The 15028-nt window shown below is 38.6% G+C and carries 15 protein-coding genes; 8 read left to right on the top strand and 7 right to left on the bottom strand.

What is annotated here, in order from left to right; all coding sequences use genetic code 11:
- Positions 1-8: 8 nt before the first annotated feature.
- Together PQ459_00375 and PQ459_00370 are read left to right on the top strand one after the other, a co-directional pair.
- On the top strand, positions 9-1157 hold the full coding sequence (locus tag PQ459_00375) for a hypothetical protein (protein WDF46950.1): 1149 nt from the start codon (positions 9-11) through the stop codon (positions 1155-1157).
- 20 nt (positions 1158-1177) lie between these two features.
- Positions 1178-2287: a hypothetical protein gene (locus PQ459_00370; GenBank protein WDF46949.1), complete on the top strand. Its 1110-nt coding sequence runs from the start codon at positions 1178-1180 to the stop codon at positions 2285-2287.
- A 127-nt stretch (positions 2288-2414) separates the two neighbouring features.
- Here the strand turns inward: PQ459_00370 and PQ459_00365 are convergent, their stop codons facing one another.
- Positions 2415-2648, bottom strand: a complete 234-nt coding sequence (locus tag PQ459_00365) for a helix-turn-helix domain-containing protein (protein ID WDF46948.1) — start codon at positions 2646-2648, stop codon at positions 2415-2417.
- Between the two features lie 435 nt (positions 2649-3083).
- On the opposite strand from PQ459_00365, the gene PQ459_00360 reads away from it, so the two are divergent.
- The 5 genes from PQ459_00360 to PQ459_00340 all read left to right on the top strand — a co-directional run bounded on the left by PQ459_00360 (position 3084) and on the right by PQ459_00340 (position 8601).
- Positions 3084-3728, top strand: a complete 645-nt coding sequence (locus PQ459_00360; GenBank protein ID WDF46947.1) for a DUF6266 family protein — start codon at positions 3084-3086, stop codon at positions 3726-3728.
- Positions 3729-3900: 172 nt separating this feature from the next.
- Positions 3901-5079 carry a glycosyltransferase family 4 protein gene (locus PQ459_00355; protein WDF46946.1) on the top strand — a complete coding sequence of 393 codons (1179 nt, stop codon included), beginning with the start codon at positions 3901-3903 and terminating at the stop codon, positions 5077-5079.
- 99 nt (positions 5080-5178) lie between these two features.
- Complete coding sequence (locus tag PQ459_00350) at positions 5179-6885, top strand: T9SS type A sorting domain-containing protein (protein WDF46945.1); 1707 nt, start codon at positions 5179-5181, stop codon at positions 6883-6885.
- Between the two features lie 207 nt (positions 6886-7092).
- The gene (locus PQ459_00345) at positions 7093-7683 is read left to right on the top strand and encodes a hypothetical protein (protein ID WDF46944.1); all 591 of its coding nucleotides are present in this window, start codon (positions 7093-7095) and stop codon (positions 7681-7683) included.
- Between the two features lie 60 nt (positions 7684-7743).
- Positions 7744-8601, top strand: coding sequence for a mechanosensitive ion channel family protein (locus tag PQ459_00340; GenBank protein ID WDF46943.1), 858 nt, complete (start codon positions 7744-7746; stop codon positions 8599-8601).
- 72 nt (positions 8602-8673) lie between these two features.
- Here PQ459_00340 and PQ459_00335 read toward each other — a convergent pair whose 3' ends face one another.
- From PQ459_00335 to PQ459_00310, 6 genes are all read right to left on the bottom strand, one after another.
- A complete protein-coding gene (locus PQ459_00335) occupies positions 8674-9405 on the bottom strand; it encodes an SIMPL domain-containing protein (protein WDF46942.1) in 732 nt (243 codons plus the stop codon).
- Between the two features lie 51 nt (positions 9406-9456).
- On the bottom strand, positions 9457-9966 hold the full coding sequence (locus PQ459_00330; protein ID WDF46941.1) for an RDD family protein: 510 nt from the start codon (positions 9964-9966) through the stop codon (positions 9457-9459).
- Positions 9967-9987: 21 nt separating this feature from the next.
- Positions 9988-10359: a dihydroneopterin aldolase gene (folB, locus tag PQ459_00325; protein ID WDF46940.1), complete on the bottom strand. Its 372-nt coding sequence runs from the start codon at positions 10357-10359 to the stop codon at positions 9988-9990.
- 224 nt (positions 10360-10583) lie between these two features.
- Positions 10584-11600, bottom strand: coding sequence for a quinolinate synthase NadA (gene nadA / locus PQ459_00320; GenBank protein WDF46939.1), 1017 nt, complete (start codon positions 11598-11600; stop codon positions 10584-10586).
- Between the two features lie 15 nt (positions 11601-11615).
- Positions 11616-12182 (bottom strand): guanylate kinase, encoded by a 567-nt coding sequence (gene gmk, locus PQ459_00315; protein WDF46938.1) that lies wholly within the window; start codon positions 12180-12182, stop codon positions 11616-11618.
- A 65-nt stretch (positions 12183-12247) separates the two neighbouring features.
- A complete protein-coding gene (locus PQ459_00310) occupies positions 12248-13105 on the bottom strand; it encodes a YicC family protein (protein WDF46937.1) in 858 nt (285 codons plus the stop codon).
- A gap of 146 nt (positions 13106-13251) precedes the next feature.
- On the opposite strand from PQ459_00310, the gene PQ459_00305 reads away from it, so the two are divergent.
- Positions 13252-14988: a CotH kinase family protein gene (locus PQ459_00305; protein WDF46936.1), complete on the top strand. Its 1737-nt coding sequence runs from the start codon at positions 13252-13254 to the stop codon at positions 14986-14988.
- Positions 14989-15028: the final 40 nt, after the last annotated feature.

Below are 15028 nucleotides of genomic sequence, written 5' to 3'. Positions count from 1 at the left end.
TTATTATTATGTTGGGTCTCGGTTTCATTAATATTTTTAGGAATGACATTTCTGATAACGATGAAATAATGCTCAAGAGGCTGTTTTTTTTTCATCTATTAATGGGGGCATATTACTGTTTTTTCATCTTAGGTGACGCAGTGGGTTATTGGCGAACACCTAAAAACTACGCTTTCGAGACTTTTAAAGAAGGCTTGTTTAATGGTGAGGGGACAATGTTTATGAATGCCTTAAATTTTCCGTTTTCAAATCTACTGGGAATGTCGTATTTATCAAATACGTTATTATTCTCAATGTTTGGATTTTTTGGGTTGACCTTTTTTTACGTAGTTGCGGTTAAAAATGTTCCTTATAATTCTGTTATTAGTGGCTACATCCTTTTTCCGCTGATATTCTTTCTGCCTAATCTTCATTTTTGGAGTGCCGGAGTAGGGAAGGATACGACACTTTTCCTGTGCATTGGAATGTTTACTTACGGATTGATGAAGCCTTTTAAGAGAATTCTTTTAATTGTGATAGCTTTATCATTGTCAATGGCTATTAGACCGCATATCGCATTATTTCTGTTAGTAGGATTTGGTCTAGCATATGTTTTGGGAGGCAAGGTTTCAGGATTTCAAAGATTTTTGTTTTCAGCAGTAATGATCGGGATTGGAATCGCCATTTTACCAAGTGTGATGGAATTTGCTAAAATTGAGGAGGCTTCGGCAGATGGATTTGATAAATTTGCAGCAGGAAAAGCAGACCTTTTAAGCAGAGCCAGTACAGGCTCAGCAATTGATATTTCATCATACCCATTTCCACTTAAAGTATTAACATTTTGGTTTAGACCATTTTTTTTTGATGTGCGTAATATCAACGGTTTAATAGCATCCCTTGAAAATTTGATATTGGTGATTGTCTTCGTCAAAGCAATACGCACAGATCCAATAGCAGCGTTCAAAGCAGCGCCGTTTGTAATAAAAGGTTTAGTGTTTTTCCTCATAGTAGGCACTCTTGCTTTTTCACAATCTCTGGGGAATGTCGGTATTATGATCCGAATGAGGAATATGTTCCTTCCGGGTCTGATTATCTACATGATGTGGATCTTTTCCTATCAGCAACAGAAAATTAGAAGTCAGAGAATGCTGCCTAAGATAAAACCAAAAGCCAAATAAATCATTTAAATTTTGAAAAAATGGAGTATTGGCGTAGAATTTCTGAAAAGAACATGAGTAAAGCCTCTGAGAAAAAAGGCTTTATATTTCCAGTTTTTCTGCTATTTTACCACCTATGCTTTGCAGGGATAGCATGGCAATATATCCTCAAACATCAGGGGGACGCCCTCAGATATTGGAATTTAACAGAAGATTGGGCGTACTATCTGAATGTGGGAACCGATGTAATCAAATGGATCAACTATCCTTTTTCAGAATTTTTGCAATTGCCATTATGGGCAGGCTTTGTCCTGCACAGTCTTGTAGGTTATTATGCAATCTATGAGCTCTACAGCTTTGCCGACAGAAAGATAACCGGGTCTGATAGATGGAACCGTTACCTGCTAATGTTGATAGTGCTTCTTCCAAACTTACATTTCTGGACAGCCATCATAGGCAAAGAGCCATTGATATTGCTTGCTACCACATGGATCATCATAAAACATTCAGAAAAAAGGTTTGCTACTATCAAATATGTGGTGGGCTGGCTACTGTTAGTACTTATCCGACCGCACGTAACAATGTTTCTCGTAATAGCAATCGTTTCAACGACAATAACCGCCAATAGAAAATGGACATTTAAGAAATACGCACTGATTTTAGGAGCATTCCTTTCTGTCTTAGGTTTATATCTAATGACAATGCGGCTGCTAAACAGAAATCCCTGGGATATCGCCTACATTTTGAAACGCAACAATGCATCATTAATAGCATTCAAAAGAGCAGGGTCTTATGTCCCAATGATAGATTACAATTGGATCGAAAGATTTTTTGCACTCAATTTTCGGCCGTTCTTTGCCGATGCACAATCGTGGTTGCAAGTAATACTAAGCGTAGAAAACCTCTTCGTAGTGCTAATTTTAATTTTTGCCTTGTACAATTATATCCGCCATTACAAAAAAGTCAATCTGAATACATTCAGCCGGATCGCCATCGGATTCTTCCTGGTATCATCCCTATTTTTTATACAACGCTACTCATGCCTCGGCATCTTTGTCCGCACAAAAATAATGTACATGCCATTCCTGTTAATAGCAGCCCTCCAGCTCATAAACCAGATTAAAACACCACCATCCAAAGATCAGGCATAATCACATAATTCAACAAAGTCACAACCTCCCAATCCCCAGTGAAAATTCTACCTTTAGGGTCGGGGCAAAAATTTTCACTTTCCATCTCCCAACTTCCATCCTCCATCTTCCAACCTTCAACCCCAACCTACCCACCACTCTCCAAACTCAGAATAATCAAATCCAAAAAAAGGATGAATTGCAGATAAAAGACGTTGCCCTCAATTTTAATGTGATGAAAATAGTTTTGATGGCGGTAAGTGCGCATCGTCCGTTCACTCACTCTCAGGAGCTGGGCAACCTCTTTTTCGGTCATCAGCATTTTGCGGTCGAGCTGGATGCCTTGGCTCAGAATATTTTCAATGATTTGTTTGAGGGCCATAATCCATTCATTGATTTGGCTCTCACTGAAAAGCGAAAATTGTTTCATAATGGTTTGTGTTTTATTTGAAACCAAATTAATAAATGCAATCAGAAAAATTTTACGGTTTTCCGTATTCTGTGCTTTTTTTTACAATGATTGATAGATCCAGGCAGCGACAGCTTTAATAACAGATTTTTAGAGATCCAACAAATGGATTTCACTTCCAATCCCACCAGTTTCATCCCTACAACAAGAAACCTTCCAGCCTATAAAAACCCTATAGAAAGCCTATCCCGAGCCTATAGAAAGCCTATCCAAACCCTATAGCGAGCCTATAGAAAGCCTATCGAAAGAATGATAAAGCGGAAAGTTTCGGCAAATTTCGGAAGCTGTAGCAAAACCGTTAGACCGGCAGTTTACCTTTGACATGTTTAACCCCGTAAAATTAATATCATGGGAAAATTAAATGATTCTTTATTGTCAGGATCCAGCGGTAGAACTGGACGACTTGTTGTGGCAAACGTTGCCGGAACCGAAATTTTGAGAGTGCGTCCGCGTAAAAAAACAACGCCGCCATCTCCAAAGCAATTTCTAATTCAGGAAAGGATGAAAAAGTGCTACGACTTCATCCTGCCGTACAAAGGCTACGCATCGGTGTATTTTGGATACCGTCAGGGAATGAGGTCCAGCTACAACCAGGCAATTACCAACTTGCTGAATGCGTTCAAATTGGATTTTGCATTGATGACGATTACACCGGATTTTTCGGAAATTCAGTTCTCACATGGGAATCTGTTGGCAGCTGTTCCTACCGGAATAGACTCTGCAGCGGTAGGAAGCTTGACCGTGGAGTGGTACAATAACGCAGGGGGCAATTCCGACAGGCTGACAGACGAATTGCAGCTGCTGTATTATGATGAATCGCAGAAAAGTCCGGTATTCTTAGAAAACCTGGGCGAACGGACAGACACTACTCTTACGGTGACGCTACCGCCATACATGTCAGGGAAGGAGGTGCATGTATGGATTGCATTCCGTTCTCAGGATGGGATAGAGTCTTCAGTATCGGCGTATGCTGGCAGCGTGGTGATTCTGTAACGCGCATCACAGATGTTCCGACCATTCGTCTGGATCATTTGCTTAAGTCCCATTCTTCTGGAATGGGATTTTAATTTGATCTTCTCAACGCTCAAAACCAGAGAACACTCCCACGCCAAAACCTTCCTCAAAACCTCCCGCCCTTTTCCTATATTTGCAAAAATATCCACCAATGGCTAAGCTCTTCCGAATTACAACGGTCCCGATTTCTGTAGAAAAATTATTGGGCAGGCAGTTGACTTTTATGAACCAGTATTTTGAAGTTACAGCGATTTCGGCAGACAAAGAATATCTCGATCGAGTCGGTACAGAATTGGGAATTAAGACATATTCAATTGAGATGACAAGGAAGATTACGCCCTTGCAGGATCTCAAATCACTTTGGCAGATGTACCAGTATATTAAAAAGGAAAAGCCGGAAATTGTACACACGCACACTCCAAAAGCCGGACTGATTGGGATGATGGCAGCAAAGCTGGCAGGGGTAAAAATCCGGCTGCATACTGTTGCAGGATTGCCATTAATGGAAGCGACAGGACTTAAAAGAAAAGTTTTGAATCACGTAGAAAAGTTCACATATAATTGTGCAACCAATGTCTATCCCAATTCCAAAGGATTGTATGATTTTATTATCATAGAAAAGCTGGGTAAGCCGGAAAAACTTCAGGTGATTGGAAATGGGAGTACCAATGGTATCGACGTCAGCCAATTTGATCCTGCCTTATTTAGTAAGGATGCAAAAAACAGATTGAGAAAAGATCTTAAAATAGGCGAAAATGATTTTGTCTTCGTTTTCGTCGGAAGACTGGTGAAAGACAAAGGTATGAATGAGCTGATTTTAGCCTTTAAAAACCTTCAAGGCTCTAACTCCCAAACGCTTAAGCTTCTACTCGTCGGGCCTTTGGAGCAGGAACTGGATCCATTGTCTCAGGAGACTTTGGATGAAATAGAAAATAATGATGCGATTGTATCTGTTGGATTTCAGAAGGATGTAAGACCTTACTTTGCACTGAGCAACTGCTTGGTATTTCCCAGTTATAGAGAGGGGTTTCCCAATGTCGTATTGCAGGCTCTGGCGATGGGGCTCCCAGCTCTGGTATCTGATATCAATGGCTGCAACGAGATTGTTACAGATGGAAAAAACGGCTTGATATTTCCACCAAAAAATACGGGTGCGGTACGGGCAGCAATGCAAAAAATGACCAATTACCCATTATATACTGAGCTTCAGGAGGCTGCGCGTTCAAGCATAGGACCATACAGACAGCAGCTGATTTGGGAATTATTGAAGGATAATTACAATTCTCTGTTAGATTCTCAACACTCTTCATTCAGTAGTGATAAAAATTAGTGATAATAAGCGCTACGTCGCTTTGCGATGTTTTGATGATTTTTTAACATATAATTAGCATTATTTTTTCTAATTTTGCAATTAGAAAATTTATGGGTTATGAGAAACAAATTTATATTATTTGTCATTTTAGTTTATGCTATCATGATAAATGGACAAACAACCATTTGGAATGGCTCGGCCTGGTCAAATGGAGTGCCGAATGGTAATACAGAAGCAATAATTGCAGGAAATTATAATTTGGCTCGAAATGTTAGTGCTGGAAAAGTAACAATTAATTCAGGTTCTACTTTTTCTATAGCAGATGGATATTCCTTAATAATTGCTAATGAGTTTATTAATAATGGAACAGTTCTAGTTGATGACGGTGGAATACTTCTTCAGAGAAATGGATCTACATATTCGGGATCGGGAATTTCCATTGTACGGAAAATAGCAAAACTTAAACAAAAGGACTATAACTATTGGAGCTCTCCTGTAATTGGTCAAAATCTTTACAATTTTTCCGTAGGCACACCTACAAATTTCATTTACAGATATAATGAAGCTAATGATAAATTTGGAACTGCAGGATTGAATGCTTTGTCTGTGTTTGAAGCTGGAATTGGTTACGCAATTAGAGGGAAGGATGCTTATTCGCCCACTACGCTTACTACTGATACGTTTAATTTCGTGGGAGTTCCTAATAATGGAGATATAACGGTTACATTACAAAGAAGCCCAGGGATTGACAAAGGTTATAATTTGGTAGGCAATCCGTATGCTTCAAATATTTCTTTTAGATCTTTATCAAGTTCAACAGCAAATAAAAATACTATCTTTAACAAACAGTGGCTTTGGACGAACTTAAATGAAGTGAAAACTCAGCAGGGGTCAACTTATGCAGGTAATAATTATGCGACTTATGTTGGTGGAGTAGGAGGCGTTGGTCCCACATATTTATCTGGGAATATAGAGGAAATTAGTTTGAGACCAAACGAATATACAGAAATAGGACAAGGATTTATAGTTCAAGCTAAGTATAATAATGCACCACTAAAGTTCGCTAATACAGTAAGAGCCTCTATTTCGTCAAGCTCGATTTTCTACAATAAGAAAGGTGATGAGGAGGGTGATGAAGAAGAACCAGAAGAGGTATTAGATCGCTATTGGTTAAAATTAGTCAATCCAAATAATGTAGCAAACAATATTTTAATTGCACATATTCCTGAAGCGACCAATGACTATGATGAAGATTATGACTCTTCACTCTTTTCTCTTGGTAATGATGCGTTTTATTCTGTGATTGGAACCAATAAATTGCAGATCCAGGCTAGAGGATTGCCAATTAGTGATTCTGATGATATTAAATTAGGATTTAAAAATTCAAAAGCGGGTAATTGTGTGATTGCGCTTAATGATAAGGATGGGGTGTTCAAAAGTAATGCGAAAGCCATTTATTTAAAAGATAACGTAACCGGAACTATCACCAATCTGCAGGAAGGTTACTACACTTTCTCAAGTGATGTTGTGAGTACTGAGAATGAAACCAGATTTGACATTCTTTACAGCAACGCGGTGCTTTCTACTCAGAATTCTAAAGCTAAAGAATTAATGGTGTACAAAAACAATGGTGATTTAGTGGTAAAAGGGGATCACAACATTTCAGCAGTTGAGGTGTATGATGCTTCTGGAAAACTGGCTTACTCAGTTTCTGGCAAAAGTTCAAAAGAAATCAGAATCAATGCTTCTGCATTCTTGAAAGGCGTATACATCCTAAAAATAACTTCAGAAAAAGGAATTACTTCTAAAAAAGTAATTTTGTAAAGTATAATCCAAGGGATTAATAATAAGCCAGCCGTAAAGGTTGGCTTTTCTTTTTTATACAATAAAAAATACAGTTTCTAATGCGAATTGATATTCGTTAATTTTTCTTAAAAAGCGCCTCGGCCTTATTTTCTAACGTCTTTTTGATAAATGGCACAACCTTTGTAAAATGTAGAAAAGATAATTATTAACGAAAAATTTAAACATATGAAAAAATTATTATTAGGAGCAGTAGTGTTAGGAGCAGGTTTATTCTCTACAGCAAACGCTCAGATACAGGAAGGAAACTGGATGGTTGGAAGTAGCTTACTTTCTAGTAATTTTGGTTTAAATACAGGTGCTGGTTATAATATCGCATTACAGCCAAGAGCAGCTTATTTTATTAAAGATAATGTAGCATTAGGAGGTTATGTTAATTTAGGAATTAGCAAAGTAACCAAAGGTTCCCCAACAAGATTCGATTATGGAGTAGGGGCTTTAGGCCGTTATTATGTATCACCGGGAGAAGCTGGTGTTGATAATTTGCTAAACCACGGACGTTGGTTCTTCGAAGGTAACCTAGGTGTTGGTGGTTCTTCCGTAGAAAACGGAAACTCAACCACAGGTTTGGATTTCGGAGTTGGTCCTGGGTATTCTTACTTTATTACGCCAAACATCGGTGTAGAAGGTTTGGTAAAATATGTAGGTCAGTCAGGTTTCGGTAACGAAGGTTTGAATTCCAATATCACATTCAACGTTGGTTTCAGTATCTACTTACCAAGCGGACAGGCAAAAAGAATTGCAAACGAAGCTAAATAATTTTAGTTCACACATACAATAAAACCGGCTTTTGTCGGTTTTTTTTATTAATATCATATTATGGAATATTTACACACGGTTTACGCCGTTCTGGAAAGATGGTACATCAAATTCGCTGAATTAACACCAAGATTAATTGTAGGGATCTTAATATTTCTATTCTTCCTTACGACCAGTACCTATCTTAGCCGTTGGTCTGTAAAGCTCTTCCACAAGCTTTTCCCAAAAACAAAGAATGATTCTGTCGTAACATTGATCTCAGTCTTCAAATTTCTGATTATTTTGATGGGAACCTTCATTGCTTTGGAGGTAATGGGATTCAGCGGGTTCTTTATCAAATTCCTGGGAAGTTTAGGGGTAGCAGGGGTTATCGCTGGGGTAGCGCTGAAAGATCTGGTGTCGAGTATGTTCTCAGGAATGTTGGTAGGCGTGGACAAAGCATTCAAAATTGGCGATTACGTTACAATAGGCGGTAATTCCGGCACCGTTCAGGACATTGGATTGCTGACAACCAAACTGATTACCGATGATGGTAAGAAAGTTTACATTCCCAATCAGGTGATTTTCAATTCGCCATTCTTTAATATCACAGCTTCACCACAGCGAAGAATCATTTTAGACTTTGAAATTCCGGTAGGGGAAGATATCACAAAAGCTAAATCGGCAATTCTGGATGAAATCAAATCACTGGAACATATCGATAAGACGGATGCGGTAGATGTCGTTTTCACGAATGTCAAACAAGGCGTCTTTACGATGCAGATTAAGTTTTGGTTAGAAATCGGAGGTAATTTCACCAACGTAAAAAGTGAGGCCATTATGCAGATTAATGAAAGACTGATGAAAGAAGGGGTAGAATTGGTAACGCCTACAAGTATTAGCGTAGTGCAGCAATCTTCAGGAGATGCAGACAAATAAAAAAAAGAGAAGCCATCTGGTTTCTCTTTTTTATGATTAATGTTTCAAACATCTAAATTCTAATCTCTACTCTTAATCTACTTCATATTCTAGTTTAATGGTAATACTTGCTTCCTTATCTTTAGAAGTGGTGTTGTAAGTACCGCCGTAAGAGTAATCTTCATTGGAGTTGGGTGCTGTAATCTGGATCACGCCCATCGTTGCTTTTTTAAGATTTCCCAAACTGCTTCCCGCGTTTTCAGCAATTTTTTCTGCACGTTCTTTGGCATCCTTTGTAGCGTTGGCTATCATTTCCTGCTTCACGTTGGCGAGTTTAGTGTAGAAATATTGAGGGGAAGAAGACGTGAATTCTATCCCGCGGTTGATGATCTCTGTGATGTTCCTGGAAATATTTTCGATCTTCGAAACTTCTTTAGATTTGATAGAGACACTTTGAGTCAGATTATATCCCGAAAATTCACCTTGCTGATAATTCCCGCTGGCATCGGTGTAATTCCGAAACTGTTTCTGAATATCAACGGCTGAAAATACCATCTCACTTTCCTTCACACCTTTCGATTTTAGATAGTCGTAGATGACTTTTCTGTCAACAGCCAGTGCATCGTACGCTGTTTTTAGTTCTATGCTGTTCTTGGAAAAACTCCCAGACCAGGCGATGAGGTCCGATGTGAAGGTTTTGGATCCAAGTCCTGTCACAGAAACAGTGTTTTCAGATTTGTTCCTGTTTTTGACAGCACTTCCAAGAAGAGCAGCAGCAATAATGAAACCGAGCGCAGCAATTGCAACCGCAAGATATGTTTTCATAAAATTTTGAATTTGAATGGTTTGCAGCAAACGCAATACCAACTTAAGATTTTACTCGGTGGCGATCTGGCCAATATCTTCTATGGAGCTTTCTCTTTCTACTGCTTCCAGGTATGCTTTTCTTTTAACAACCTTTGTGTAGCTCCAGCTGTCGTGCCAACCGCGGTTTCCAAGAAATGAAAGCGCGTCAAAGGGAACAATCCGGCTGAAGTTCCTTTTGAGAAAATCATTGGAAGTGGGCAGACCTCCATTTTCGTGGACTACCATTGTTCCTGTAATCAATTTGCCCAAGCTTCGCCCTTTTGTGACAAATTCAATCACAAACATAAAGAAAGCAAAAAGAACACTCGTGACCAGCCTGTCTAGTAAAGGATTCATTTGCGAAACGGAATCTGTGACCATAATGAAATCATTTCCGGTCACTAAGGAATAAATAAGGACAGCAATCAAATAGACAATGACAACCAAAACAAAGGTTGATAGCGAGTCTATGATCGCATTGACGAATCTTAAGATTTTTTCTGCTTTGTAGCGTTCAACGATTCTGTAGTTGTTTTTCATGGTTTTTAAGTTTAATAATTTTTATTTTAGCGAATTACTTTCTTTCTCAAATTCCAGGCTCACACCTTTCATTTCGCCTGGCATTGGCGGGATGGTTTTGGTCAGTTTTATTTTGATGAATGTGATCTTGGGAAACTGATTTTCAATTTTATTGATGATTCTTCCAATCACGTGTTCCAGAAGCTGTGAACGGATTTCCATTTCCTGATGAATGATTGAATTAATCTCAGCATAATTAATGGTGTCATCAAGATCATCTGACTGCGACGCCTCTTCCAGATCTGCATGAACTTCCAGATTCACAACGTAATGGTTTCCGATGATGGCTTCTTCAGGCAAAACACCGTGGTAAGCGTAGATTTTGATGTCTTCGAGGATGATTTTTGATTTCATGTTTTAAAAATAGAAAAACTTTGACTAAGATTTCGAATTTTGTTGACAGTTTCTTTTGTGCGCAGCTGCAATAGGGATAGTAGTGGAAATCTTTTTGGGGTTGGAAAGGCTTTGGCAAAAGATTGCAGCGGATAGCCCGACCCGAGCGGTGGGCAAGAATAGGCGAGGGGATTGCCCAAATTATCACATAAAAAAACCTCATCAGTTAAGACAAGGTTTGTGATTTATTTGATGCTTTTGGAAAGTTCCAGCATCGCCTCGATTGGTTTCAAAGCTTTGAGTCGAATCTCTTCATCCATTTTGATTTCCGGAAGCTCGTACTTCATACAGAGATAAAGTTTTTCCAGCGTATTTCGTTTCATATAGAAACACTCGGAGCAGTTGCAGCTTTCATCGAAAACAAGTGCCGGAATGAGTTCCTTGTGTGGCGCACGTTTTCTCATCTCATGAAGAATTCCTTCTTCTGTTGCGATGATGAACTGTTGACAGTCGTCCTGCTCCACGTAATTCAGAAGCGCTGAAGTGGAGCCGATGAAATGTGCCAATTCCAAAACCGGCGTTTCGCTTTCCGGGTGAGCGATCAATTTTGCATTCGGATGCTCGGCCAGCTGTTGTGCGATGCGCTCCATAGAAAATGCCTCGTGCACGATGCAGCTTCCGTCCCAAAGAATCATATCGCGACCTGTTTTTTTGCTTAGGTAACGTCCTAAATTTTTGTCCGGCGCGAAGATGATTGGTCGGTCTTTTGGCAAAGCCTCGATGATTTGTTCTGCGTTGGAACTAGTGACGATGATGTCTGAAGCGGCCTTGGTTTCTGCATTGCAGTTGATGTACGTGGCTACCAATGCATTGGGGTGTTGCTCGCGCATTTTATTGAGTCCTTCTGCGGAACAGCCATCTGCCAGTGAACAACCTGCGAGTGTATCTGGAAGAACGACTTTTTTGGTTGGATTAAGGATCTTCGCAGCTTCTGCCATAAAATGAACGCCACAAAACGCGATCATATCGGCATCGGTTTCCTTGGCTTGTCTCGCCAATTGAAGAGAGTCACCTAGAAAATCAGCAATATCTTGGATGGGTCCTGGCTGATAATAATGTGCCAGGATCACGGCATTTTTTTCTTTTTTAAGGTCAAGGATTGCCTGTACCAAATCGTCTCCGGTTGGGATCGCAAATTCCTTAAGGTCCAGAAAACCTTTGACGGGCATATTGTTTATGGCGGTGTCTAATGTATTATCCATTGTGTGTTTCAGATTTTATTCGTTGATAAAGTTATTAATTATTTTCTCGACTTCTGCCTTTGCTGTGTCAAGATCTGTGTTAATAATAATTTTATCGAAGTGTTTTTGATAGGTCATTTCCTCGCCAGCTTTTTCTACTCTGGTTTTGATGGTTTCGGCGCAGTCGGTATTTCTTTTGATCAATCTTTGTTCCAACTCGGCGATGCTTGGCGGCATTACGAAAATGGATAAAGCTTTATCTCCAAAGATTTCCTTCAGCTTGATTCCGCCTTTGACATCAACGTCAAAAATCACGACTTTTCCTTGGTTCCAGATTCTTTCGACTTCGGATTTTAAAGTTCCGTAGTATTTGTCCGTATAAACTTCCTCGAACTCCACGAATCCATCTTCCGATATTTTGGATCTGAACTCTTCCGGCGTGAGGAAATAATAATCTTCGGCGTGTTTTTCTTCGCCTCGTGGTTGCCTTGTAGTTGCGGAAATAGAGAAACAGAGTTCTGGCACAACCGACAAACCGTGTTTTACCAAAGTTGTTTTCCCACTTCCGGATGGTGCGGAAAATATGATAACTTTTTGTTTCATTGTTTAGTTTTAAGTTTAATGTTTAAGGTTCAATGTTTTTCCAACTCTGAACTTCGAATCTTAAACTACAGAACATTTAGCGTTTGTTCTTTGATTTTCTCAAGATCATCCTTCATCTCAACCACCAATTTCTGGATCTCGGAATGGTTGGCTTTTGATCCCAATGTATTGATTTCACGTCCCATTTCCTGAGCAATGAAACCTAGTTTTTTTCCATTAAAATCCTCGTTTCTCATCACTTCAAGATAATATTTAATGTGTTGTGAAAGACGCACTTTCTCTTCTGAAATATCCAATTTCTCAACAAAGTAAACCATTTCCTGATAATATCTGGTCTCATCGATATTCTCAAAATTCTTGAGTGCATTTTGGTAGCGGTCTTTAATTGGTTGGATTCTTTCTTCCTCGTATTGAGAAACCTGATTCAGATTATTCTCGATGTTCTGAACGATCTTTTCGATTTCCTCAGCCAGATTATTACCTTCAGTTTGACGGAATTCTATGAACTTACTCACCGAATCCTGCACCACTGCAAGTAGTGATTTCCATTCCTTTTCATCAAGTTCAGAATTTTTTGTTGATAGGACGTCCGGCATTCTTACAGCCATTTTCAGATATTCAAATTCTGGTGCGTCAGATGCAACAGCTCTTAACTGATCCATATAATTTTTGACGATATCTTCATTGATCTTCACATCATTACTGACTTCCAGACTCTCGCAATTGATGTAGCAATCTACCTTTCCACGAAGAATTTTATCATTAAGCAGTTTCCGGATTTCGAATTCTTTTTCTTTATATCTAAGCGGTGTCTTCACATTAAGATCAAAGTTTTTGCTGTTCAAAGATTTGATGTCCACCGTTATTTTTGTGCCTTCATAAACAGTTTCGGCTCTCCCAAAACCTGTCATTGATAATATCATATTCAATATTTATAAGATTGCAAAGATAATTAAAAAACTATTGGCAGGATTAAAATGACTTTGGTCGTGTTTTCCAACAAGCATCGGCTTTTACGATTCGTAATAAATCAGAAACATTATCTTTGCGTCCGAAAAAATATAACCATATGTACAAATATTTATCTCTGATATTAATATTCCTTAGCACTCAAATATTCGCTTCTACAATCGAAATCCCGAAAGAAAATTACAGAATCGATAAGGATAAAAGATTGATTGTTTGTAATGCAGATTTAAACAAGCTAGTATTTGACAATCAATCAATTATAATCAAGATTGATGGTCAGGATTATAAAGTTTTAGATAATATAAAAGTGCTGAAAAAAGGTTTGCGTTACACGATAGGCGTAGATCAGGGCTATGTGAGATATTCAATTTATTTTACAGAATTGCCTTTGCTTTTTATAGATACGGATCTGGAAATTGTAGATGCGCCCAAAGTTATGTCGAGAGTAAGCCTTGTAGAAACTACGGGGAATATTACCAACTCCAATGCAGGCATAGAGTACAGAGGCGATACTTCTCAGAATTATCCTAAAAAATCTTTTGAAATAGAATTTTGGAAAGATGAGAAAGGTAATGATACGCAAGATTTATCACTCTTAGGACTGAGAGAGGATAAAGATTGGAACTTGCAGGCGATGTACAATGAACCGTTGAAAATCAGCAGTGTAGCCTCTTGGGAGTTTTGGGATCGTATGAGCGGATTATATTATCAGAATCTTGAGCCCAAAGCTAAGGCAGGAATCAGTATGAAATATGCGGAGGTTTTTGTGAATAATTCCTATCAAGGGCTCTACGCTGTTTCCGAGAAAATGGACAGAAAACAACTGAAGCTCAAAAAAAATACAGAAACAGAAGTACGCGGAGAACTATACAAAAGTAGTACGTACGATGAAAATACACAATATATCGGTGTTTCGGATTATAATAATGATTCTAAAACATGGGGCGGCTATGAGTACACCTATCCGAAAGATCTGAGAAACTGGAGCGATTTTTATAACCTTCATTTCTTTGCAGTATTCGCATCTAAAGAATTGTTTGAATCTGAGTACAAAGTAAGATACGATAGTGATAATCTGGTTAACTATTTTATTTTCATCAATACCCTTAGAGCTACGGACAATATGGGTAAAAATTTCTACACGGCCCGCTATGATAAAAACGAAAAGTACTTTCTGGTTCCGTGGGATCTGGATAGTGTTTTAGGAAGGGATTGGATTTCTGTGCCGGAAGATATTACGGATGACTTCAAGTCTAATGGACTATTTCAAAGGCTGTGGGAAGATGAAAGAAAAGACGGTTTTCGCTTTGATTTGAACAGAAGATGGCTGGAATTAAGATCGAGTACTATTTCGGTAGATAAAATTATGCAGATACTAATGGATAATTTTAATTATTTAAAAGATAACGGTGCTTACGAAAGAGATCAAATTGCAAATTCAGGAAGTACGATCTCCTCTGAATACGAAGAGTTTTCTTACATCAGAGAATGGCTGACCAAAAGAATAGCGTTTCTGGACAGATCTTTCGCTTTCAATGTTGTGGTGCCACCGCCACCTGTGGAGGAAGAGACAATTGATAAGAAAAGCTACAAATTTCAGTTTTATCCAAATCCAGCGAAGAATTACATCTATTTTATTAACAAGAGTGGAACTGCAGAAAGTTCTCTTTTGGATATCGATATTTACACAATTGCAGGGAGGAAAGTAAGATCTATAAGCCAGAATCCTATCACTCAAAGTGTTTTCATCGGCAATATTCCGAATGGTAATTACATTATGAATATCAAATCCGATTCTGGCATCAAGCAGAATTTTAAATTGATTATTGATAAATAAAGTCGTTTCTTATCTGTTTCATTATGCTTTTAATTTCATA

Origin of the sequence: Chryseobacterium sp. KACC 21268, assembly GCA_028736075.1 — a bacterium.
Lineage (GTDB): Bacteria > Bacteroidota > Bacteroidia > Flavobacteriales > Weeksellaceae > Epilithonimonas.
The sequence above is the reverse complement of the archived record's forward strand: the minus strand, read 5'-3'. Positions and strand labels throughout refer to the sequence as shown.